This window comes from Jejuia pallidilutea (assembly GCF_002973595.1).
In the GTDB taxonomy this organism is placed as follows: Bacteria; Bacteroidota; Bacteroidia; order Flavobacteriales; family Flavobacteriaceae; genus Jejuia; species Jejuia pallidilutea.
Map to the genome: position 1 here is coordinate 31,806 of NZ_PVEO01000015.1, position 23,627 is coordinate 55,432.

The 23,627-nt window shown below is 34.0% G+C and carries 23 protein-coding genes; 13 read left to right on the forward strand and 10 right to left on the reverse strand.

What is annotated here, in order from left to right:
• Nucleotides 1-12 precede the first annotated feature (12 nt).
• Entirely contained in the window at nt 13-900 is an 888-nt protein-coding gene (locus CLV33_RS16505; protein ID WP_211297576.1) for an aldose 1-epimerase family protein, read from the forward strand.
• A gap of 42 nt (nt 901-942) precedes the next feature.
• Nucleotides 943-2,295: a DEAD/DEAH box helicase gene (locus CLV33_RS16510; protein ID WP_105474803.1), complete on the forward strand. Its 1,353-nt coding sequence runs from the start codon at nt 943-945 to the stop codon at nt 2,293-2,295.
• A 341-nt stretch (nt 2,296-2,636) separates the two neighbouring features.
• Here CLV33_RS16510 and CLV33_RS16515 read toward each other — a convergent pair whose 3' ends face one another.
• The 9 genes from CLV33_RS16515 to CLV33_RS16550 all read right to left on the reverse strand — a co-directional run bounded on the left by CLV33_RS16515 (nt 2,637) and on the right by CLV33_RS16550 (nt 12,834).
• Nucleotides 2,637-3,065, reverse strand: coding sequence for a hypothetical protein (locus CLV33_RS16515; protein ID WP_105474804.1), 429 nt, complete (start codon nt 3,063-3,065; stop codon nt 2,637-2,639).
• A gap of 320 nt (nt 3,066-3,385) precedes the next feature.
• Complete coding sequence (locus CLV33_RS16520) at nt 3,386-4,099, reverse strand: hypothetical protein (protein ID WP_105474821.1); 714 nt, start codon at nt 4,097-4,099, stop codon at nt 3,386-3,388.
• Nucleotides 4,100-4,249: 150 nt separating this feature from the next.
• Nucleotides 4,250-5,065: a mechanosensitive ion channel family protein gene (locus tag CLV33_RS16525; protein ID WP_042246150.1), complete on the reverse strand. Its 816-nt coding sequence runs from the start codon at nt 5,063-5,065 to the stop codon at nt 4,250-4,252.
• A 51-nt stretch (nt 5,066-5,116) separates the two neighbouring features.
• Nucleotides 5,117-5,293, reverse strand: coding sequence for a hypothetical protein (locus tag CLV33_RS17580; RefSeq protein ID WP_162834941.1), 177 nt, complete (start codon nt 5,291-5,293; stop codon nt 5,117-5,119).
• 6 nt (nt 5,294-5,299) lie between these two features.
• Complete coding sequence (locus CLV33_RS16530) at nt 5,300-5,869, reverse strand: RNA polymerase sigma factor (protein ID WP_052415073.1); 570 nt, start codon at nt 5,867-5,869, stop codon at nt 5,300-5,302.
• A gap of 228 nt (nt 5,870-6,097) precedes the next feature.
• Nucleotides 6,098-6,943 (reverse strand): DUF4249 domain-containing protein, encoded by an 846-nt coding sequence (locus CLV33_RS16535; protein WP_105474805.1) that lies wholly within the window; start codon nt 6,941-6,943, stop codon nt 6,098-6,100.
• Nucleotides 6,944-6,946: 3 nt separating this feature from the next.
• Nucleotides 6,947-9,325, reverse strand: coding sequence for a TonB-dependent receptor (locus CLV33_RS16540; RefSeq protein WP_394340410.1), 2,379 nt, complete (start codon nt 9,323-9,325; stop codon nt 6,947-6,949).
• Between the two features lie 233 nt (nt 9,326-9,558).
• Nucleotides 9,559-10,965: a dihydrolipoyl dehydrogenase gene (gene lpdA / locus CLV33_RS16545; RefSeq protein ID WP_105474806.1), complete on the reverse strand. Its 1,407-nt coding sequence runs from the start codon at nt 10,963-10,965 to the stop codon at nt 9,559-9,561.
• A gap of 276 nt (nt 10,966-11,241) precedes the next feature.
• The gene (locus CLV33_RS16550) at nt 11,242-12,834 is read right to left on the reverse strand and encodes a S41 family peptidase (RefSeq protein WP_105474807.1); all 1,593 of its coding nucleotides are present in this window, start codon (nt 12,832-12,834) and stop codon (nt 11,242-11,244) included.
• 132 nt (nt 12,835-12,966) lie between these two features.
• Here CLV33_RS16550 and smpB point away from each other — a divergent pair, with 132 nt between their 5' ends.
• The 4 genes from smpB (at nt 12,967) to CLV33_RS16570 (ending at nt 15,226) form a co-directional block, all read left to right on the forward strand.
• Nucleotides 12,967-13,425: an SsrA-binding protein SmpB gene (smpB, locus tag CLV33_RS16555; protein ID WP_042246135.1), complete on the forward strand. Its 459-nt coding sequence runs from the start codon at nt 12,967-12,969 to the stop codon at nt 13,423-13,425.
• A 68-nt stretch (nt 13,426-13,493) separates the two neighbouring features.
• The gene (locus tag CLV33_RS16560) at nt 13,494-14,054 is read left to right on the forward strand and encodes a hypothetical protein (RefSeq protein ID WP_105474808.1); all 561 of its coding nucleotides are present in this window, start codon (nt 13,494-13,496) and stop codon (nt 14,052-14,054) included.
• A gap of 4 nt (nt 14,055-14,058) precedes the next feature.
• A complete protein-coding gene (locus CLV33_RS16565) occupies nt 14,059-14,604 on the forward strand; it encodes a pyridoxamine 5'-phosphate oxidase family protein (RefSeq protein ID WP_105474809.1) in 546 nt (181 codons plus the stop codon).
• 22 nt (nt 14,605-14,626) lie between these two features.
• Nucleotides 14,627-15,226 (forward strand): class I SAM-dependent methyltransferase, encoded by a 600-nt coding sequence (locus CLV33_RS16570; protein ID WP_105474810.1) that lies wholly within the window; start codon nt 14,627-14,629, stop codon nt 15,224-15,226.
• A gap of 47 nt (nt 15,227-15,273) precedes the next feature.
• Here the strand turns inward: CLV33_RS16570 and CLV33_RS16575 are convergent, their stop codons facing one another.
• Nucleotides 15,274-15,918, reverse strand: coding sequence for a protein-L-isoaspartate(D-aspartate) O-methyltransferase (locus CLV33_RS16575; protein WP_105474811.1), 645 nt, complete (start codon nt 15,916-15,918; stop codon nt 15,274-15,276).
• Between the two features lie 179 nt (nt 15,919-16,097).
• On the opposite strand from CLV33_RS16575, the gene CLV33_RS16580 reads away from it, so the two are divergent.
• The 7 genes from CLV33_RS16580 (at nt 16,098) to argE (ending at nt 23,547) form a co-directional block, all read left to right on the forward strand.
• Nucleotides 16,098-17,057, forward strand: coding sequence for a Gfo/Idh/MocA family protein (locus tag CLV33_RS16580; RefSeq protein WP_105474812.1), 960 nt, complete (start codon nt 16,098-16,100; stop codon nt 17,055-17,057).
• 150 nt (nt 17,058-17,207) lie between these two features.
• Nucleotides 17,208-18,098, forward strand: a complete 891-nt coding sequence (locus tag CLV33_RS16585; protein ID WP_105474813.1) for a 3-hydroxyacyl-CoA dehydrogenase family protein — start codon at nt 17,208-17,210, stop codon at nt 18,096-18,098.
• A 75-nt stretch (nt 18,099-18,173) separates the two neighbouring features.
• Nucleotides 18,174-18,842 carry a YggS family pyridoxal phosphate-dependent enzyme gene (locus CLV33_RS16590; RefSeq protein ID WP_105474814.1) on the forward strand — a complete coding sequence of 223 codons (669 nt, stop codon included), beginning with the start codon at nt 18,174-18,176 and terminating at the stop codon, nt 18,840-18,842.
• A 67-nt stretch (nt 18,843-18,909) separates the two neighbouring features.
• The gene (locus CLV33_RS16595) at nt 18,910-20,271 is read left to right on the forward strand and encodes an exonuclease domain-containing protein (protein WP_105474815.1); all 1,362 of its coding nucleotides are present in this window, start codon (nt 18,910-18,912) and stop codon (nt 20,269-20,271) included.
• Between the two features lie 169 nt (nt 20,272-20,440).
• On the forward strand, nt 20,441-21,289 hold the full coding sequence (locus CLV33_RS16600; RefSeq protein WP_211297577.1) for an ion transporter: 849 nt from the start codon (nt 20,441-20,443) through the stop codon (nt 21,287-21,289).
• A gap of 180 nt (nt 21,290-21,469) precedes the next feature.
• On the forward strand, nt 21,470-22,384 hold the full coding sequence (gene miaA / locus CLV33_RS16605; RefSeq protein WP_105474817.1) for a tRNA (adenosine(37)-N6)-dimethylallyltransferase MiaA: 915 nt from the start codon (nt 21,470-21,472) through the stop codon (nt 22,382-22,384).
• Nucleotides 22,381-23,547, forward strand: coding sequence for an acetylornithine deacetylase (argE, locus tag CLV33_RS16610; RefSeq protein ID WP_105474818.1), 1,167 nt, complete (start codon nt 22,381-22,383; stop codon nt 23,545-23,547). The genes miaA and argE overlap by 4 nt, the downstream gene beginning before the upstream one ends.
• The last annotated feature ends 80 nt before the right edge of the window (nt 23,548-23,627 follow it).

Genomic DNA, 23,627 nt, shown 5'->3' on the forward strand with positions numbered 1-23,627 from the left:
AATATTCTAATTATGTATAGCTTAAAAAATGATAAATTAAAAATTGTAGTACAAAATACTGGCGCTGAACTCTGTGAGATTTCATCAGTAAAACACAACACCCAATTTATGTGGGATGCAAATCCTAAGGTTTGGGGTAGTTTTGCGCCTAATTTATTTCCCATTATAGGCGGACTTAAAAATGGCTGCTATTTTTATAATGGCAAACGCTACACACTTCCAAAACACGGTTTAATTAGAAATAGTAACGCCATTACACTTACCAAAGAAACCCATAACAGTTTAAGTTTTTCCTTTAAACATAACGAAACCTTATTAAAACAATACCCTTTTAAGTTTGAATTTGAATTAAAATTTACTTTAGTTGATAATACTATTGAAGTATCGCACACCATTACAAATGTAGATACAAGCACCATGTATTTTTCAGTTGGCGGGCATCCTGCCTTTAAGTGCCCTGTGTTTAACAATGAAAGTTATAACGATTACTCTTTGGAGTTTGAAGTAAACGAAAATGCACATACACATTTGTTAAATACAGAGAACGGACTTGTGTCTAATAAAACAAAACCTATTTTAAAAAACACTAAATTGTTGCAATTGCACCATAATCTGTTTAATGATGATGCGCTTATCTTTAAAAATTTAAAATCCAGAAAAGTTACTTTAAAAAGCAAACAAAATGGAGACGTAGTAACTGTAAGCTATCCAGATTTTAATTATTTGGGTATTTGGGCAAAACCCAATGGTAATTTTGTATGTATTGAACCTTGGTTGGGTATTGCTGATGCAGAAGACACCAATCAAGTTTTAGAGCAAAAGGAAGCCATTTTAACGTTACCACCCAACAAAACCTTTAATGCCATTTACACTATAGAAATAAACAATGCACATCTGTAAAACAGGAAAATAAGCGTAACTTTGCCGCAAAACACTACACTTTTGAGCTTTCAAGACCTTAATTTAAACACACCGCTTTATAACGCCTTAGACGATTTAGGCTTTACAACACCAACACCTATACAGGCTGAAGCCTTTGGCGTTGTGGCTTCTGGTAGGGATGTTGTAGGTATAGCGCAAACAGGTACAGGGAAAACCTTTGCCTACATGTTGCCTATTTTGCGGAATTTAAAATTCTCTAAACAAGATAATCCTCGAGTTTTGGTTTTAGTACCTACACGCGAATTGGTGGTACAAGTGGTTGAAGAGATTGAAAAACTATCAAAATACATCAATAATCGTGTTTTAGGAGTTTATGGCGGCACAAATATTAACACACAAAAGCAAGCAGTTGCCGAAGGACTAGATATTATTGTAGCCACTCCAGGACGTTTGTACGATTTAGCCGTGAGTCGCGTATTACAGTTAAAATCTATTCAAAAATTAGTGATTGATGAAGTGGATGTAATGCTCGATTTAGGATTTAGACATCAACTTATAAATATTTTTGATATTCTACCAGACCGCAGACAAAATATTATGTTTTCTGCTACCATGACGCAAGATGTAGATGAATTAATTACTGATTTTTTTAGGAATCCAGAACGTATATCCATCGCAGTTTCTGGAACGCCCTTAGATAATATTTCGCAATACCGCTATAATGTTCCTAACTTTTACACCAAAGTAAATTTGTTAGTGCATTTATTACAAGACCGTGATAGTTTTAACAAAGTCTTAATTTTTGTAGCGTTTAAGCGAATGGCAGACCGTTTGTTCGAAAAATTAGATGATTATTTTAAAGAAGAACTCTGCGTAATTCACTCTAATAAAACCCAAAATTACAGACTAAGAAGCATTGAACAATTTAGGAACGGTGAAAACCGCATTTTAATTGCTACCGATGTTATGGCGCGTGGTTTAGATATAGACAACGTAAGCCATGTTATAAATTTTGATACACCAGATTATCCAGAAAACTACATGCACCGTATAGGTAGAACTGGTCGTGCAGAACGTGAAGGGAAAACCTTAGTATTTTCAACTGAAAAAGAACAAGAGGCTATAGAGAATATTGAAACGCTTATGCAAATGAAAATTCCTGTTTTGGAACTCCCTGATACGGTTGAAATTTCTACTGAACTAATTGAAGAAGAACGTCCGCAAATTAGAGAGCGCAACAACCCTACCAAGCGTAGTGATGACGATGCACCAGGACCTGCATTTCATGAAAAAAAGGAAAAAAACCAAAAGGAAAACCTAGGAGGTTCTTACAAATTTAAAATTGCACAAAAATACAAGAAACCAAAAACTAGAGGCGATAAAAACTACAACAAACGGAATAAGAGGAAGTAATTATTTTAATAACAGCAGTCGCTATTTTTAGTTGAACCTTACCTTATCGGGTAGGGTTTACAGTTTACGCCTCGCATTAACGCCAAGTAAAACGGCATGGCATAACCACAGGCTACGTATATATGCTTTAATTTTGGCTTTGGCACAAACGTTAGCAACTTAGAGTAGATTCGGGCTTGTTTTAAGCACTAACGTTATCAAATAAAAACCGAGAGATTTTTCAGAAGTAGGCGGAGTTAAGTAGTTACTTAGAGCCAATGTTGTACCTTAGTTTTTATTTATATAAGAAAAGGCCATCAATTTCAGACAGCCTTACATATTATTAATTTACTAATCCATTATTAGTTTCCTTCGCTTAACGAATAACTTCCATCGCCATTAAATGAAGCAATTGTTATTGTAACAGTCCAATTTCCAGGTTCTCCAGCTTGTGTTACACCATCAATGCTATCAGGTTCAGTTCCTCCATTAAGAGTTCTATCTAGAACTACAGTTCCTTCAGAATCAGCGACTACAATATTAAATGTTCCTGTTGCATTAGCAGTTATATCTGCATTATAATCAGCCGTAGCTATATTATTAGTCCAATTTATTGTTCGAGAAGTATTTCCTCCATTTCCAGTAAAATCACCACCAATATCGCCAGATGGACCTTCATTAACAGTTATATTAGCAGTTGGTCCATCATCATCTGAACAAGATGAAAATGTTCCAATGAATAATCCTATTGCAGTAAAAATTGTAACTAGTTTAAAATTTGGGGTTTTCATTTTTATTAATTTTTTGTTGTTAATTGTATTATAAAAACAATTAAGTCGACTAAACTCCCAGTTTAAAAACGTGATTTTTTTAAACTTATTTTCAAAAATCAGTTAATCAGTTTATTATATGTCGATATTTTATTAAACTACAACCAACTTAAAAATAGCTGTAAACTACTAAATTCAATATTTACGTTATTCCCATACATGAAAAAACAATTTTTAAGAATTGTATCCCTCAAATAATCAAATAGAAAGAAAATTATAATTACTGTTTTAATTCTTATACCTTCAAATCTAAACCTTAAATTGCAATAAAAGATGTATAACTACTTAAAAAAACCCTCGTTCTTCTCCAACATTCTTGGTGCCCATATCTTAATATCATCAAATTTACCTGTATCGTCAAAAGAGCCAAACCCAAGGTAGCCAGAATTAAAATGTGTATCTTTAGATTTCATGATGGGTTGGGACATATCATCAAAATAAATTTCAATAAGTCCAGTTTCAACTTTCCTAACAATTCTAACGGTGTGCCAAGAATCTATAGCTCCCCAGTTGCTGCCTTCTGTTCTTTCAGTCGCTATACTCTTTCTAGGTTCGTCATTTACAATAAAGATAGAATTCGCATATTCATCGGCTTTTGTGGCTATGTGTGTATAATAAAAATTAGAGGCATTTGTAATACCAAACATTAAACACAAGTCGCGATGCGGATATTCGCGCCCGTTTTGATTCAGTTTTATTTCAAAAATAAAATCGCCTACCAAAACATCCTTTATTAGTGCAATGTTGAATGGAGATCTTACTTTAGGCTCGTATTTACTTTGGCTGAGCAACTCCATACAGTTGCCTGTACTATCTTTTGAAATTTGCCATACATTATCGTCAGTCATTTCAAAATCATCAATGGCGTTTGTCGATTCAAAATCTTGACTATAAACCAAATTATAATTTTTAGGTATTTGGGACTGAGCATGTATATGACATGTACTGGCCAAAAATATGGCGCAACTTATCTTTAATATGTAAAGGGAGTTCATTTTGTAAATTTTAGCATTATTTAAAAGTAAGCCTATTAAAATTAAAAACAAAAAAATCCCTTTTCAAACTAATGAAAAGGGATGGTAAGATGTAGAGAGCTTTTGGGCATACAGAAAAGTAACCAACCAAATTTTAACCCTAACTTAAAGTTAATCCTGTATACTTACTCTACTCTCTACAATATCTTTAATTGGTACAATTAATTTACCTTCTTTTGTTTTTAATGTTACAGATATACTGTTTATAGCTTCTATTTCACCTTGAATGCCATTGAATTCTATTTTTTGTCCTACCTCATAAAGCTTTCTAGTGTAAAATGTGCTTAATAGTTTTTCTATTACATTTCTAGCACCCAAACCAAATGCTATTGTAAAAGCTAATAATATAGCTCCAATAATAAGGGTGATGTTACTTGTAATTATTTCTGTATCAATCCCTGCTTGGTTTAACGCAGTTACAGAAACAAAAACTAAAATGAGCAGAAATACGATTTGACTTATCATTTTAGCTCCTGAAAGCTCCATGCTTTCAAAAAAGGACTGCAATGATTTTTTAACGAAATTTCCAAATAATAAGCCTAGAACAAATATGGCTAGCGCTGTAAATAATTTTGGCAGATAACCTAACAGATTTTTTAATCCATCTGATACCATTGTTAATTCAAGAATATCGGTGATGATAAATATTAAAATAACATAAAGCAGCCACTTAACTACTTTAACTAGTATGTCTATAATATTAATGTTAATCTTTTTGTCTCCAAAAAGATCTATTTGGTTAATCTTATCATCTAACTTATCAGCTCTAACTATTTTTAAAGTTTTTCTTACTACCCCTACTAATAATTTAATTACTAATAGCGCAATAATAATTGCAGCAATAGCACCGAGAATTTTTGGTACGGAAGCAGCTATTTCAAACCAAACGGCTTGAAGCGATTCTTTTAGTTGATCTATAAATTTCATAATTAAAGGGTTGTAATTTGGTTTATCTTAATTTCTCTTTTATAAATTGGGTTATTTTTTTTCTCTTTCTCTAATTACCGTTTCTATAACATGACCTATGTTATAGGAAAACAAAGCCGCTAACTCCATAATAAGCTTCGCCATGGCGATATCGCTCATAACCTTAGCCTTTAGTTCTGGAGGCACTTCCTTAAGCGGTCTATTTATTTGTTTAAACGGATTCTCCATTAGTTATTAATTATCAGAGTAAACTTGTTTAAGTTTATCCTTTGCTCTTTTAATTCTCATTTTAACTGCACTCTCACCTATACCTAAAACCGATTCTATTTCCTTAATGGTTAAATAATCTTGATATTTTAGTAATAGTATCATTTTCTCATCTGGGGAGATTAATTCCATAGCTTTTTTTAGCTTATCTACCCGCATATTAAGAAAATCTTTATCTTCTATCTCGCTATCTGATACATTTTCAATATCTTGATAATCTACAGATTGCTTTTCAATTTTTTTAGCTGTATTTCTCGTTACGTAATTTACACAATGGTTATAAGTAAACGCATATAACCATGTTGAAAATTTAGATTTGCCTTTAAAACTAGCTAATTTTACAAAAAGTTTTAAAAACACATCTTGTGTTAAGTCTTTAGCCTCATCTTCATCCCTAGCAAAACCATAACATTTATTATACACTAATGTTGCATACCTATCATAAAGCACTTCAAAAAGCAATGTGTCGTTAGTTTCAACGATTGCTTTTACCAAATCTTCATCTGGTTTACTGTTAATGTCTTCTAGGGTTTTCAAATGTAGCTTTTGGCTAAATAATGTTGTTGATAGTATTAAGACACATGATTATTAAACAAGTCACATGTACAACAAAAGAAAGTAAAAAAAATGTAATAGTGTACTAAAAACCCTCCATATTAATACGCATTTTATACGCACTGCTGTATGGTGTAATTTTAGGGTTTACGTAAAACTATTTAATTACTTAGCCTACAGCTTATTGAACAATAAAACAACTTATTAGTATTATTGAAAAATATATGTAACACTAATAACCTGCGAAAGCCTAAAGTACCCGAAAGCGTAATTATCTGGATTTGCAGGGTTAATACAATTACCTTTTAGAGTGGCTGGAACTGTACCAAATGGGTTGGCAGCATTATCGTATTGCTCAATTAATAAATCTATGTAATTAAAATACTGCTTTGAAATACCATGAAATTTAATGTACGCTACATCGCCTGGTTCAAATTCTTCTTGACCGATATCTTCATCGTCTTCTTTTTCAAAAAACACCTTCATTCTATTACCGTCGGTAAATTCATCTGGGATAGCAAGTAATTCTGGCAATAAATCACCTTCTTCTTCAAACCTAAAGAAATAAAAATTTTCTTGATTAGGTGGGTCGTTAAAGTATATATCAACTTCTAAAGCTTCATCATTAAAACCTCCTATTCTAGCTTGACTAATCTCATCGATGTCTACAACAGGAGTCATGGTTTCTTCTGCAATATAAGTTTCGCCTTGATAATTAATTTCTAAAGTATACGTTTGGTTTACAACAGGAACAAACGCAGTTGTGCCGTATATACCAGCACCTTGATCTGTAAATACAAACTCCTGGTTAGTGGTATTATTAGTAATTTTAACAGAAGCACCAGCAACATCGGTGTTACTTAAATTGTCAAAAAATGGCGTAGACATAGTTAATTTAATAAACTGCTCGTTGCCTTGGGTGCCTTTTTCCCAGTCTATGGAAGCTTCTACCACCAGTCTTGGAGCTGCTTCTGGAACATCTACATCAACCACATCGGTACAAGATGTAAACACAACCAAAATAAGAACTATGATGTTATATAAGTGCTGCTTCATGGTTTAAAATTTAAAATTGTAAGATACAGATGGTACTATTCCAAAAATTGCAGTTCGTGTAGCCTCATTTGCTCCAGTTTCCCTGTTCTGACCAAAAGAAATTGATGCGGCATTTCTGCGGTTATAAATATTATAAATACCAAAAACCCACTCGCCTTTCCATCGTTTTTCTGGTTTTCTATTGGGCACATAAGTTGCAGAAACGTCAATACGATGATAATCGGTTAATCTACTTGCATTTCTATCTGAAAAATTAGCGATGTTTAAACCCTCATAAGTATACTGCCCATCAGGATACGTAACAGGGCGACCCGTTTGGTAGATTACGTTTGCGCCAAAATTCCATTTATCATTTAATTTGTAGCTTCCTGTAATTGATAAATCGTGGGTTCTATCGTGAGGCGCATAATACCAATTACCATTATTAATTCCGGGTCCGCCTGCGGCACCTCCAGGTGTGCGCTGTTCTGCTTTAGATATGGTATAGGCTAACCACCCGGTAAAATCACCTTTTGCTTTTCTAAACAAAAACTCTAGACCATAAGCTCTTAATTCGCCATTTAAAATTTCGGTTTCAATAGTGTTTTGGCCAATTAAATCTGATCCATCTACGTAGTCAATTCTATTAGCTACCGTTTTGTAATAGGTCTCAATTTCTAAAGAATAGCTTTTATTTTTAAAGTTTTTAAAATATCCAATGGCGTATTGATCGGACAATTGTGGTTTTATAAACGAGCCACTTGGCGTCCACACATCTAAAGGTGTAACAGATAATGTGTTAGACAATAAATGTATGTATTGCGCTGTGTGGCTGTAACCCGCTTTTATGGATGAATTTTCGTTTAGTTGATATGCCAATGCCAAACGAGGTTCTAAATTCCCATAAGTTTTTATGGTTTCACTTTTAGCATAATTAGTTTCGCCAATGGCATTCCCTTCTTCGTAAACACCTAAAGTTTCATTGTAAACTATAGGTAGCCCGTTTTCGTATTCTGTAATTGGTTGTCCGCCGTTTCTAATAAAATAGCTGTAACGTAAGCCAATGGTGGCTGTTAACTTATCTGAAACTTCGTATTCTGCACTTGCATACAGCCCATTTTCAAAGGCTCTTTTTTGGTCTAAAACTAGTGGATTAATAGATGAATTTGGGGAAGTTGGATTTATTTCTCCAGGATTAAAATCATAATATATAGCGTTTAGTCCAAAATCTAATTGAAGCCTATCGCTTTGGTAATAACTTAAATCGTATTTTATATTGTAGTTTGTAATTTCTGAAATCCAATCGAAATCAAACGATTTAAAATCCAGTACATAATCATAATCGCTGTAAATAAAGGATAAATTAGAAAACACACGATCGCTAAAGATATGATTCCACCTTAAATTACCCGATGTATTTCCGTAGCCACTATTAAAGTTTGCACCAAAATTAAATTCATCCCTTCCGAAATAACCAGATAAATACAGTTTGTTATTTTTATCTATATTATAGTTTGTTTTTAAATTTAAATCATAAAAATATGCTGCATTCTCTTCTCCAGAAGCCTGTAAAAACAGGTGTGCGTAAGAGCCCCTACCAGCAACTAAAAACGAACCTTTATCGTTAAACAATGGGCCTTCTGCTGAAAGTCTACTAGAAATTAAGCCAATACCACCATTCAATTCGAAATTTTTGCTGTTTCCATCTTTTTGTCGCACATCTAAAACCGAAGACACACGACCACCAAAACGGGCCGGTATACCGCCCTTATATAATTTTACATCCTTTATGGCATCGGCATTAAATACTGAAAAGAAACCAAATAAATGCGATGTATTGTAGATAATAGCTTCATCTAGCAATACTAAATTTTGGTCTGCAGCACCACCTCTTACATTAAACCCAGCAGACCCTTCTGCACCACTTGTAACGCCAGGTAGTAACTGAATAGACTTAATAATATCTACCTCACCAAGTACTACGGGCATATTTTTAATGGTCTCAAGTTTTAGTTTTGAAACACTCATTTGCGGACTTTTAATATTGAGTCGCTCAGATTCTTCTGCAATAACGAGCACTTCGTCTAGCTCTGTTGAAGCTTCTGATATTTCAAAATCTATTTTTTGATTACTATTTAATGAGATTTTTTTTGAAACCGTTGCATACCCTACGTAAGAAACGATTAAATTATAGTCGCCCGCTTCTGCAGTAATTGAGTAAAAACCATACTCGTTGGTAATAGCGCCACTGGTAGTGCCTTCTAAGAAAACAGAGGCTCCAAAGAGAGTTTCACCATTTGATGCATCGGTAACAGTACCACTAATAGCAAATTTTTCTTGAGCTGTAACAACTACGGAAAGTAAAAGTAACAACGAAACACATAATAGTTTTGGGTGCATCATAAAAGCGATTTCTAACGCACAAAATTAAGCAATTCGATTTATTTTGTTTAAATAAAATGTTAAATTATGAAACAAAAACTAAAAAGACCACCTAAAAAACATCACTTTTTATGTATGTAGTGCTTCTTTAAAAAACCAAAAATTTGATAATCAAACCATTAAGGTTTTTTTTAGCTCTAAATACTACTGAAATACTTTTTAGACAGTCTCTTTAATATTAAAAAACTTAATTTCTATACATGTAAAGCCCTATCGTCAGTAGCCGCTAAAGCCGCTTCCTTAATAGCTTCGGTAAATGTTGGGTGTGCATGAGACATACGCGATACATCTTCGGCACTAGCACGGTACTCCATAGCTACCACTGCTTCTGCAATCATATCAGCAGCACGGGCACCAATCATATGTACACCTAAAATTTCATCGGTAGTTTTGTCGGCTAAAATCTTTACAAAACCATCTAAATCCATACTAGCACGACTTCTACCTAAAGCACGCATTGGGAATTGTCCTGTTTTATAATCAATTCCAGCTTCTTTTAATTGTTCTTCTGTTTTACCTACAGAGGCCACCTCTGGCCATGTGTAAACCACACCTGGTATTAAATTATAATCTATATGTGGTTTTTGTCCTGCAATAGTTTCGGCAACAAATACGCCTTCTTCCTCTGCTTTGTGCGCTAGCATTGCACCCTTTACAACATCACCAATGGCGTAAATATTTTCTGCACTAGTTTGTAGATGCGCATTAACTTCTACCCTGCCTATATCATCTAATCTAATACCAGCAGCTTCGGCATTTAATCCGTCTGTATACGGACTACGCCCTACGGAAACCAAGCAATAATCGCCTTTAAACTCTACTTCCTCTCCTTTTTTATTGTCTGCCTTCACAATAACCTCATCGCCTTTGCGCTCTACAGATTTTACCTTATGCGACACTTGCATTTTAAACTTAGCCTTTTTAAAGACTTTGTTTAATTCTTTAGAAAGTCCTGCGTCCATTGTTGGAATAATTCTATCCATATATTCTACAACGGTAACCTCGGCTCCTAGCCTTTTATACACTTGCCCTAATTCTAAGCCAATAACGCCTCCTCCAATTATAATTAAGTGTTTGGGAATTTCTTTAAGCTTTAATGCCTCAGTCGATGTAATGATACGTTCCTTATCAATATCTATAAAGGGTAATGTTGAAGGTTTACTACCAGTAGCTATAATGGTATGTTTTGCAACAACTTCAGTTTCGGTACTATCGTTACCCTTTACCGTTATGGTAGTTTTATCTTTAAACGTGCCTAAACCGTGAAAAACATCAATATTATTTTTTTTCATTAGAAAATCTATACCTCCTGTAGTTTGATCTACAACGGCTTGCTTACGAGCAATCATTTTTTCCAAATTTACTTTTACATCACCTGGAATTTCTATACCATGCTCCTCAAAATGTTTTACCGCATCTTCGTAATGGTGTGAAGAATCTAAAAGTGCTTTACTTGGTATACAACCTACATTTAAACAAGTACCTCCTAAGGTTGCATATTTTTCTATTATTGCTGTTTTCATGCCTAATTGCGCACAACGGATGGCGGCAACATATCCTCCAGGGCCAGAACCGATAACGGCTACATCGTATGATTTCATAGTGTGTTTTTGTATTTAAAAAATATGAAAACCAAAAATACAAATGTTTTGTGTGAAGACCATAAAAAAAAACGCCTTAAAATTGGTTAATAGGGACTTAAACAAATAGGCAGTGTTTGGGATTCTGCTTCTAGAACCTCAGCAAACAAATTGGGAGTTTTTGTTGGGGATAACGTCGCACCAAAACTATTAGCGGAAAGCCCAAACCTACATTAGGCGAAAAAACTGCATACTCACTATAAGTATACAGGCGCCAAAATAACTTTAATTTATTAGTTATTTACTTGCTTGTATATCATTTAGAATCCATTCTAATTCAGGGTCTTTTTGCTGTTGCCTATCTTTTACAGTTGGTAAAATTTCAACATCTGGTTTTACGCCATAACCGTCTGGTTCCTGCTTGTATGGCGCTTCTACTTGCATTAAGCCAATTCTAACAACTAACCTTGATGTAGGTAATTGGTACAATTTATAAAATCCTGCTACGGTACCGTTGTACGCGCCCCCTGTTTCTTCTCCTACAAAGGTAGCACGGTTTGTAGCTTTTAAGTTTGTAGATATAATTGAAGAGGCCGAAAACGAATTACCATTAATTAATACATATACTTTACCCTTATAGTTTAAAGGATTTGGTGCTTCTGGTTTGGCATATTTAAATTTGTAATACAATTTACCATCTCTTTTTTTAGTTTTTAATAAATTCTGAACTATCAAAATAGGCGATAGTATCCCAGACAACACTTTTATGCCGGTTGGCGTTGTGTTGCTCATTATAGATTTTAAAATAGGCACTCTACTATTTACTTCGCTTTCTGTAATAAACTGAAATTCTTTATTGGTTAAATAAGAATACAGGCGTTCTATTTCAGCGATACGGCCACCACCATTGTCGCGCAAGTCTAAAATGAAATTTTTCACATTGGCTGAGTCTATTTTTTTAAAACTCTCTTCGTAAAAAGTTTTGTAATTACCGTTGGAAAACCCTCTTATTTTCATGTAGGCTACACTACTGTCCTTTCCAATAAACGTTAAACTTCTGGTGTATTCTTTAGTTCTGGAGATAAACCCATACTTCTTATTGTCCTTTTTTCGTTTTTTGGCGGCTAATCTATTAGCTTTCTTTTCGGCCTTAGTTAGTTTTTTAGGCTTTTCTTTTTTTATGCTATCGGTTTTTACTTTTGTGGAATCTTCTTTCTCTTTTTTAGGCACGCGTTTAAAAAGCTTGGAAAATACAGAATCTTTGGTTTTAAAAGTTACTTGTAAACTATCTAAAAACCCTTTATCCCTTACATAAAATTGTCTAAAGCCTTTGCTTACAAACCTGTTATATAGTGTGGTATTATAACCATCGGAAGCAAAACGTGTTTTATACAATTCTGCCAATTCGCTAGCTGGTTCTCCTGCAATACTTAGCACCTCTGCTCCAACAAAGGAGGAGTCTTTTCCTATAGTACGCTCTACCCATAATTTTCCATCTAGATATTCAAAATCCAAATCGTAAAACTCAAACTTTTTCTTTAAGAGCGCTTTACGTTCCTTACGTTTAAAACGTTTTCCTAAAGGACGAACAGATACATGGCCTTGTTTTACGCTTGTTAATACGGGGGCAAGTTTTTTGTAAAAATCACGCGATGTCATTGGTGATTTTATTGATTGCTTTAAACTGTCAAACTTAAATTCCATAACCTCTTGTGGCGTATATTGGTAAAGTTTTGGATGGTGACGTTTAAGTTGAAGATATACTTTATCTACATCTGCTCTAAGCAATTCAACATCATGTAGTTTAGATATTTGTTCGTTATGTTTTTGTACGCTGCTACACGAAAACAAAACTGAAATTGCAAAAGCACTTAAAACCAATAGTTTCATACTCAACAGAAAAAATTTTGATGGCTAAAATAAACGTATTTCGTATATCTTTAATTCTATTTTATATTATTTAACGTTTTTTAGTCTTATGCCATTTAACCTCTATCCATAAAATTATGTAGTTTTGTAGGTATGCAAAAAACCATTAACATACAGAATAAAAAGGCGCGCTTTCAATATGAAATATTAGACAAGTATACTGCGGGTATTGTGTTAACTGGTACCGAAATAAAATCTATTAGAAGCAGTAAAGCCTCTATTGCCGAAAGTTTTTGTGAATTTAATGATAACGGAGAACTTTTTGTGGTAAATATGACCATACAAGAGTATGCCTTTGGTAATTATTACAACCACAAGCCCAAGGCTACTAGAAAATTATTATTGAACAAAAGAGAGCTAAAAAAGCTTAATAAGGAGGTGCAAAATAGTGGGTTAACCATAATTCCTTTACGCCTATTTATAAACGATAAAGGCTACGCAAAGTTAGATATTGCCTTAGCTAAAGGTAAAAAACTATACGACAAGCGCGAAACCATTAAAGATCGTGACAATAAGCGCAATCTAGATAGGATAAAAAAAATCTACAAATAATTTAATAAACAATTAACCGTTTACAAGTTACAATTAGCTAATTTATATTGTATTTCATAGTTTTGAAAATGAAAAAATCACCACTCCTTCTCTTTTTAGTTTGTATACCATTTATATTACAAGCACAAAAAAAACCTGAAGACAAAAAAGCTTCCGAAAAAAAAGAATTTAAAGTAGATAGCACCAAGGTGTTAACGTTAGATAAAACCATAAAAACACTATACAATGTTATTTCTGCTGAAAAAGAAGAAAGCCGTAATTGGAAACAATTTAAATACCTGTTTCACCCCGATGCTAAATTAATAGCCTCTGGAATGAATACCGATTATGAATACAAAGCCAAATATTTAACACCTGCCGAGTACATAAAAAACTCACAAAAATGGTTAAAAATGAATGGTTTTATTGAAAAAGAAATCCACCGATCGGTAAATACCTTTGGCAATATAGCCCATGTATTTAGCACTTACGAATGTTATTATAGTAAAGATGACAAAAAACCTTTTATGCGTGGTATTAATAGTATTCAACTTTTTTACGACGAAGACCGCTGGTGGATTATAAATTTATATTGGGCACAGGAAACCGAAGAACACGCCATACCTAAAGCTTACTTACCTCGCAACTAAAACTATGTCGAAATTTTTTACTGAAATACCTACAGAACTTCAATCATTTATTACATCACAACATATTTTTTTTGTTGCTACTGCTGCTGCAGAAGGAAGAATTAATTTATCGCCTAAAGGTTTAGCCGATACGTTTAGAATTGTTAATAAAAACCGTGTGCTTTGGCTAAACCTAACAGGGAGTGGCAATGAAACTGCAGCACATGTTTTAAAAAATGATAGAATGACCGTTATGTTTTGTTCTTTTGAAGGGAAACCGCTTATACTTAGACTTTACGGCACCGCTAAAGTATATCACGAAAGAGATACCGAATTTAAAGACAACAAACATTTATTTCCTGAAATTCCAGGAACCCGACAAATAGTTGATATGACTGTTGAAAGTGTGCAAACCTCCTGCGGTTATGCTGTACCTTTTATGGAGTTTAAAGAGGAACGCCAACAACTTAATGCTTGGGCAGAAAAACAAGGTAAAGAACGCATTGAACGCTACTGGAAAGAAAATAACACCAAGAGTATTGATGGGTTCGAAACAGAAATTTGTGAATAACTTCTTTTAAACGCTTATAACTTTGTTTTCCAAAGACATAGAAAATTATTGGTCCAAACGCTACCTACAACATAATACTGGTTGGGATATTGGCGTGCCTTCTACCCCGCTAAAAACATATATAGACCAACTGGAGAACAAAAACTTAAAAATTTTAATTCCCGGTGCTGGTAATTCCTATGAGGCCGAATACTTATTTAAAAACGGATTTGAAAATACCTATGTGTTAGATATTGCGAATGTACCTTTAATAGCTTTTCAAAAAAGAGTTCCTCATTTTCCTTCAGAACAAATCATTAAAGGTGATTTTTTTAAGCATAAAGGCATTTACGATTTAGTTTTAGAGCAAACCTTCTTTTGTTCTTTTCCACCACTGCCCGAAAACCGAAAACAATATGCCTTAAAAATTCATGAATTGCTGCATAAACGTGGAAAACTTGTGGGGTTGTGGTTTAATTTTCCACTCACTAACGATATGGAAAAACGTCCGTTTGGTGGTTCAAAAGAAGAATATCTAAACTATTTTAAACCACTTTTTAATGTTAATACTTTTAAAAATTGCTACAATTCCATTCCTTCTAGAATGGGCAGGGAATTGTTTGGAATTTTCGAAAAGACATAAATAAATAAATAACAACCTCCAAATTCTAGATTCTACTAACCAACATACTAATTCCTATCCTCTAAAAGCGGCACAAACCGAAACTCCCCAAACTCATGCTGCTCAAACTCCTTTGGTCCTTTTCTAATAAAAAGTGTCATTACCTGCACATCATCGCCTACAGGAATTACTAAGCGTCCGCCATCAACTTTTAACTGGCTCAATAAAGGTTTGGGTACAAAAGGAGCGCCCGCTGTAACAATAATACTATCAAAAGGAGCTTCGTCTGGCAACCCTTTGTAGCCATCGCCAAAAATTATTTTTTTAGCCCTATACCCTAATTTTGGCAAAAACTTACTTGTTTTTTTAAACAATTCTTGCTGACGCTCAATACTGTAAACACGTGCACCCAGCTCGCACAAAACAGCTGTTTGGTAGCCGCTTCCTGTACCTATTTCTAAAACTTTATCTTCGGGAGATACCTGCATTAACTCTGTTTGAAATGCTACGGTGTAGGGTTGAGAAATAGTTTGGTCTGCCGCAATAGGAAATGCTTTATCTTGGTAAGCATGGTCTAAAAAACCAGAGTCCATAAATAAATGCCGCGGTATTTTTCCAATAGCCGCTAGCACTTTTTCGTCCTGTATGCCTTTGGCTTTTATAACATTAACCAATTGTTGGCGCAAGCCTTTGTGTTTAAATGTATCTTTCAATTTTCAGGAGGTTAGTTTTGCTAAAATTAAGCAAACATTTTTAAGCTAAAAACAATTTTCACAGAATTTAATTTTAGTATCTTTAAGCTGTGAAATTTATACCATTTTCTATTTTAATATTGGCAAAAATTCATAATTAAATTTTTATAGTAAATACTTTAGTTAAACACACATAAATTATGCTAAAAGCAGGTGTTCTTGGTGCTGGCCATCTTGGAAAAATTCATTTAAGACTTTTAAAACAATCCGAAAAATACGAGCTTGTTGGCTTTTACGATGCCGATACCAAAACGGCACAAAAAGTTGCCGACGAATTTGGTTATAAATTATTTGATTCTATAGACGAACTTATAGATGCTGTTGATGTTGTAGACATTGTAACACCTACACTCTCGCATCATGAATGTGCCATAAACGCCATTACCAAAGGCAAACATATTTTTATTGAAAAACCCATTACAAATACCGTTGCAGAGGCCGAAGATATAAGAGCTTTAGTGGCACTACACAAGGTAAAAGGACAAGTAGGCCATGTGGAACGTTTTAACCCTGCATTTATAGCGGTAAGAGAGGATATAAAAACACCAATGTTTATAGAAACGCATCGTTTAGCAGAATTTAACCCAAGAGGCACCGATGTACCTGTGGTATTAGATTTAATGATTCATGATATCGATATTATTTTAAGTATTGTAAAATCTGAAGTAAAACATATTTCTGCCAGTGGTGTTTCAGTAATTAGCGACACACCAGACATTGCCAACGCACGTATTGAATTTAAAAATGGCTGTGTTGCAAACCTTACCGCTAGTAGAATTTCGCTAAAAAAAATGCGAAAAGCTAGGTTCTTTCAAAAGGATGCTTACATTTCAGTAGACTTTTTAGAGAAGAAGTGTGAAGTGGTTAAAATGAAAGATGCCCCAGAAAACCCGGGAGATTTTGATATGATTTTGCAAAATGCAGAAGGCATAAAAAAACAGATTTATTTTGATAATCCTAAAATTCCTGATGTAAATTCAATCTTAATGGAATTAGAAACGTTTGCGGATGCCATAAATAACGACACAACCCCTGTTGTAACGTTACATGACGGCACAGAAGCACTACGTGTAGCAAATATGATTATTAATCAGTTTTAAAAGCCCCAAGAATTAAAAATTGGACGTTCAACGCTGAGTTTTCAAATCGGTGTTTTTTAAGATTTTTATCGAGATGAAGAATTCTTAGCCTTTGCCTTCATTTTTAGTTCGTTTTACATCACAGCAAAATAATCATAATATAATACAAATATGAAAAACATAGCAGTAATTGGCGCAGGCACAATGGGAAACGGTATAGCCCATGTTTTTGCACAAAACGGATTTAAAATTAACCTTATAGACATTAGTGAAACAGCCCTAAATAAAGGCCTGCAAACCATTGCCAATAATTTAGATAGAATGGTTGCCAAAGAAAAAATATCTAAAGAGGATAAAGAGACAACGCTTAATAACATTACAACGTTTACCAATATTAAAACCGGTGTTAACAACACAGATTTAGTAGTTGAAGCTGCCACTGAAAACCTAGATTTAAAACTAAACATTTTTAAAGCGCTAGATGAAGCATGTTCAGGCACCACAATTTTGGCAACAAATACATCTTCTATTTCAATTACGCAAATAGCTGCTGTTACCTCTAATCCAGAACGTGTTATTGGTATGCATTTTATGAACCCTGTACCTATTATGAAGTTGGTTGAAATTATTCGTGGCTATAATACTAGTAACGAAGTAACCCAAACCATTATGGAACTCTCTAAAAAACTGGGTAAAATACCGGTAGAGGTTAACGATTACCCAGGCTTTGTGGCCAACCGTATTTTAATGCCAATGCTAAACGAGTCTATAGAAACGCTTTACAACGGTGTTGCTGGTGTTACCGAAATAGACACGGTTATGAAATTAGGTATGGCACATCCTATGGGCCCTTTGCAATTAGCAGATTTTATTGGTCTTGATGTGTGTTTGTCTATTTTAAATGTAATGTACAATGGGTTTAAAAATCCCAAGTATGCGCCGTGTCCTTTGTTAGTTAATATGGTAAATGCTGGAAAACTAGGCGTAAAATCTGGAGAAGGGTTTTATGACTATTCAGAAAGTAAAAAAGCAGAAAAAGTAGCTTCTCAGTTTATAAGATAAATCAACTTATACATTTTATAAATTATAAATACATATAGAATTGCACCAACTTTTCAATACTCGTAATTTTGCAGAATGAGCATAAAACAAAATCTTAATACTATTTTAGAAGCAATTCCAAAACATGTTACACTTGTTGCTGTTTCTAAAACTAAACCCGTAAGCGATATTATGGAAGCCTATAATGCTGGCCACCGTGTATTTGGCGAGAACAAGGTACAAGAAATGGTTGAAAAGCACGAACAAATGCCTAAGGATATTGAATGGCATATGATTGGGCATTTACAGCGCAACAAGGTAAAATATATGGCGAATTTTGTACGTTTAATTCATGGTGTAGACAATTTTAAATTGTTGAAAGAAATAAACAAACAAGCCCAAAAACACAATCGGGTTATTGAATGTTTACTGCAAATAAAAATAGCCAATGAAGATTCTAAATTTGGAATGTCTGCCAAAGACGCATCAAGTATTTTACAGTCTTCTGCCTTTGCCGAATTAAAAAACATCAAAATAACGGGCGTTATGGGAATGGCGACATTTACTGATAACAACACACAAATTAAACAAGAGTTTGAAAGTTTAAAAAATACTTTTGATAGTTTAAAAACCATAGAGGTTTCAAATTTCAAACCAGAAACCATTAGCATGGGTATGAGTGGCGATTATAAATTGGCCATTAATTGTGGTAGTACAATGATTCGTGTTGGAAGTAGTATATTTGGGGCAAGAAATTACAATTAGTCGTTTTTAAAATAAACCATAGTTTTTAGTTTATAAAACGAAAATTAATAACAAACAATTTTACAGTATTTACGCAGTATTAGACATAGAAACTACAGGCGGGAAGTATAACGAGGAAGGTATTACCGAAATTGCAATCTATAAATTTGATGGTCATAAAATAATAGACCAATTTATAAGCTTAGTAAACCCCGAAAGAGACATACAGCCATTCGTAGTAAATTTAACAGGTATAAATAGCAATATGTTAAGAAATGCGCCCAAGTTTTATGAGGTAGCAAAACGTATTGTTGAAATTACCGAAGGTTGTATTTTAGTAGCCCACAATGCACAATTCGACTACAGAATTTTATGTACCGAGTTTAGACGCTTGGGTTTTGAATACGAACGGAAATCGCTTTGTACAGTAGAATTATCTAAATATTTAATTCCTGGGCAACCATCTTACAGCCTAGGGAAATTGGTACGCTCTTTAGGTATTCCCGTTGCCGACAGACATCGTGCTTCTGGTGATGCGCAAGCAACCGTAAAACTTTTTAAAATGTTGCTGGATAAGGATACCGAAAAAAACATAATTAAAGATGTAGTTAGGTTAAACCCCAAACGCCAACTAGAGCCCAAGCATTTAGAAATTATTGCAGAATTGCCAACTATAACAGGAGTATACTATATCCATAATGCAGATGGAGAAATAATCTATATTGGAAAAAGCAACAATATAAAAAAACGTATTAATCAACATTTTACCAACACAAACCCTAAATCAAAAAAAATTCAATCTCTAGTTACAGCTGTAACATACGAAGCTACTGGCAGCGAACTCGTTGCACTTTTAAAAGAAAGCGAAGAGATAAAGCGCAACAAACCTATATTTAATAAAGCTTTAAGACGTTCTATTTTTACACATGCACTTTATAGTTTTATAGACGATAATAATTATATAAACCTAAGTGTAAGAAAAGCTGATAATAGAAAAAAACCCATAACCACTTTTAGTAATTTGCAAAGTGGCAAAAGTTTTATAACCAAAGCTATTAGCGATTATGTTTTATGCCAAAAACTAACAGGCGAATACAAAACCAAATCTAGCTGTTTTAACTTCGACATAAAAGAATGTAACGGTGCCTGTATAGGCAAAGAATCGGCATCAGATTATAACAAACGTGTTTTAGCACTAATAGACAAAAACAGTTACGCTAATAAAAATATGGTAATTGTAGATAAAGGACGTGATGTGGATGAAAGAAGCGCAATTCTTATAAAAGATGGTGTTTTTCAAGGACTTGGGTTCTTCAACCTCAACTATCAAATAAACAATATTGAGGTTTTAGAATCTATAATTACGCCCATGCAAAATAATAGAGACACCCAGCACATTATTCAAAGTTACCTAAGACGTAATAAAAAAGTAAAACTAATAACTATTTAATAGTTATTAAAATTTAAACCACGGCATAATACTTATACGTTCTTATATAGCTAAGGTTTCTAACATATACAACTAAACCCCAAAAACTGAAACAGCAATGAATTTGCTAGGATTTAGCCATTAACTAAAAAACAAAAAAGAAGTAATAAATGTTTACTACTTTTGAATTATGGATATAACACCTAAAAAAGGCTGGCGAACCAAACTTCATGACATTATTTATGAAGCAGATACCCCTGGAGGTAAATTATTCGACCTCGTACTATTTATAGTAATAATTGCTAGTATCCTCTTTGTAATGCTAGAGAGCGTTAATAGTATTGACGAAAAATATCATAATTTTTTAGATATCTCAGAGTGGGTTATCACCATTCTTTTCACTATAGAATACATTGCAAGAATTATTACAGTAAAAAAACCGTTAAACTATGTGTTTAGTTTTTATGGCATTATCGATTTATTATCCACAATTCCAAAATACATTTCCCTTGTTTTTGGTGGCATTCATGCGTTAGCAGCTTTACGAGCCTTAAGATTACTTCGTGTATTTAGAATATTAAAATTAGCAAGGTACTTAGGCGCCTCAAATAATCTAGTAAACGCTTTAAAAGCAAGTAAAGCAAAAATATCAGTTTTTCTATTTGCGGTACTAATAATTGCAATAATACTTGGTACCATAATGTACTTGGTAGAAGGTGAAGAAAATGGATTTTCTAATATACCAAAAAGTGTGTATTGGTGTATTGTAACGCTAACAACGGTAGGATTTGGGGATATTGCTCCCCAAACGCCTTTAGGGCAGTTTATAGCATCTTTAGTAATGATTTTAGGTTATGGTATTATAGCGGTTCCTACTGGTATTGTTTCCGCAGAATACACAGCCCAGAGCAAACCCAAAAAACAAGATACACGTAACAACGTTTCATTAAATTCCCAATCGTGCGAAAATTGTTTGGCAGAAAACCATAAAGACAAAGCCGACTACTGCTACAATTGTGGCGAAAAGTTGCATATTTAATTTTTTGGGCGATACCACGCTTAGGCGTGGTCAGGCTTTCCGCTATATCTTTTTCTCGTTCCTCAAAAAAGGATGTCGCTTCAATCCTTATCGCATCTATCCGCAAACACTATTTTTAAAACCATACCTTGGTCTACTTTGTTTTTCATAGTACCTTTACATTTCTAAAAATAGTAACCAATAAAAACTCAAAACAAATATCTAATTTCAATAGTTGGCCCAACAGCAATTGGCAAAACAGCGCTGAGTATAAAATTAGCTCAATATTTTAATACTGAAATAATTTCAGCCGATTCTCGTCAGTTTTTCAAGGAAATGCAAATTGGTACTGCTGCGCCAACCAAAACAGAACTAGCTACTGTAAAACACCACTTTATACATCACAAATCCATTAAAGACAATTACAATGTTGGTAGTTTTGAGAAAGATGGTATAAATTGTTTAAACTCCCTCTTCAAAACCTATAATGTTGTAATTATGGTGGGAGGTTCTGGCTTGTATGTAGATGCTGTTACTAAAGGGCTAGACCACTTTCCTGATGTAGACAAAAGCATAAGAACACAACTTAATTCAGACCTTAAACTAAAAGGATTAGACTATCTGCAACAACAATTAAAACAACTAGACATTGAGAGCTACAATAACATAGCTATTGATAATCCCCATCGCGTAATTCGCGCTTTGGAAATTTGCATAGGCACGGGGAAACCCTATGCTTCCTTTTTAAATAAAGCGAAACAAGAGCGTTCTTTTAACACCATAACCGTTGGCTTAAATGCCAATAGAGACATTATTTATTCCCGAATTAACCAACGTGTAGATATTATGCTAGAAGAAGGTTTACTTAACGAAGTAAAATCCTTAAAAGAGTATAAACATCTTAATGCCCTAAATACAGTTGGCTACAAAGAATTGTTTAATTATTTAGATGGTGAGTGGTCCTTAGAATTTGCTATTTCAGAAATAAAAAAAAATACAAGACGTTTTGCCAAACGACAATTAACCTGGTTTAAAAAAACCGAAGATATCATATGGTTTGATTATAAGGAGGATGCCTCTAAAATTATTAAGGACTTAGAAACAAAAATTAAATGACCACAACAGCCTTGTTAAAAAAACTAGTTGCCTTTCCTGTTTTAGGGGGAGATTCTAATCTTACTATTATAAACTGGATAAAAGATTATATAGAATCATTTGGTGTAGCCTGCACTTTAGTTCCTAATCTAGAACACACAAAAGCCTCTTTGCACTGTAGAATTGGCCCTTCTGTAGACGGTGGCATCATACTTTCAGGGCATACCGATGTAGTTCCTGTTAAAGGTCAAAATTGGGATACAGATCCTTTTGTTTTGACTAATAAAGATGATGGAAACCTTTACGGACGTGGCACTTGCGATATGAAAGGCTTTTTAGCTTGTTGCCTAAATGTACTTCCTAATTTGGTTAAAGCAGATTTGAAAAAACCTATTTATTTTGCTTTTTCGTACGATGAGGAAATTGGGTGCTTATCTGCTCCAGAATTAATACGCCATTTACAAAATTATTATCCTGAAACTCCAAAATATGCCATTATTGGAGAACCATCGTTAATGCAACCTATTATAGGCCATAAAGGTATTTGTTTGTACACTACAACCGTAAATGGTTCTGCAGGCCACAGTAGTGGTATTAGAAAAGAGGTAAGCGCCATCAACGAATCTGCACGTTTAATACTATGGCTGGAAGCTAAAATGAATGCGCTTATAGACGCTGGACATATAGATTTGCGTTTTACACCACCTCATTCTTCATTACACACGGGTATAATCCATGGTGGTATTGCACCAAATGTTATTGCAGACAAGGCGTATTTTTCTTGGGATGCTAGGGTAATTCCAAGTGATGATATATCAACTATTGTAAATGCATTTAAGTTACATTGCCAACAGCGCATGCAAGAGTTAAAGAAAATATTCCCCGATTTTAAGATTGAAACAAAAGAAATTCATCCACCAGTTACCCCTTTTGACAGTAAAACGGATAGCGATATTGTAAAACTAATATCCAAAATAAACGCCAATACCAACTTTGGAACTGTGGCCTACGCCTCTGAAGCAGGACAGTATAACGAAGCTGGTTTACAGAGTATTATATGCGGTCCCGGTTCCATCGATCAAGCCCATAGAGCAAACGAGTTTATTGCCAAAGAAGAACTTATAAAATACGTAGAACTACTACATAATTTGATGCACCTTTTCTCTTCTGAGGCACATTCATAAAAATCACATCCCTTGTAAATACGAGTGTTTCTTTTTAAATTAACGTACACAAAAACCCCGAAAACAGCTGTCCAGGGCTA